This window comes from Shewanella sp. AS16, assembly GCF_021412365.1.
In the GTDB taxonomy this organism is placed as follows: Bacteria; Pseudomonadota; Gammaproteobacteria; order Enterobacterales; family Shewanellaceae; genus Shewanella; species Shewanella salipaludis.
Genome location: NZ_JAKCLK010000474.1, coordinates 1 through 279, shown reverse-complemented (window position 1 = coordinate 279; position 279 = coordinate 1). Strand labels below are relative to the sequence as shown.

1 protein-coding gene is annotated in these 279 nt (G+C 52.3%); it reads right to left on the bottom strand.

Annotated features, from left to right (window positions below):
- The coding region (locus tag LZP73_RS21160; RefSeq protein WP_234236983.1) for a DUF4862 family protein at nt 1-241 on the bottom strand (241 nt) is incomplete at its 3' end.
- Nucleotides 242-279: the final 38 nt, after the last annotated feature.

Below are 279 nucleotides of genomic sequence, written 5' to 3'. Positions count from 1 at the left end.
CCATTTGGGTGTGGGTCAGCGGCAGCGTTGTATTGCGCCCTTCAATGGCAGAGCGCGCCCAGTTGATACAGATGCTGATGTCATAATCGGTAATAACTTCCAGCACATTTTCTAAAGGCAAAAAGCCTTTTCGGGGGGAAGAAGATGTCATGGCGTCGCAGTGTTCCAGCACCAGCTTGCACGGCCAGTCCCAACTGGCGATTTCTTTCAATGAGCGGGCAAAAGCGTCCGTCGCTTGCATAACATTAGGATTCGTTGCTAACGGTGCAGCCTGGAGCT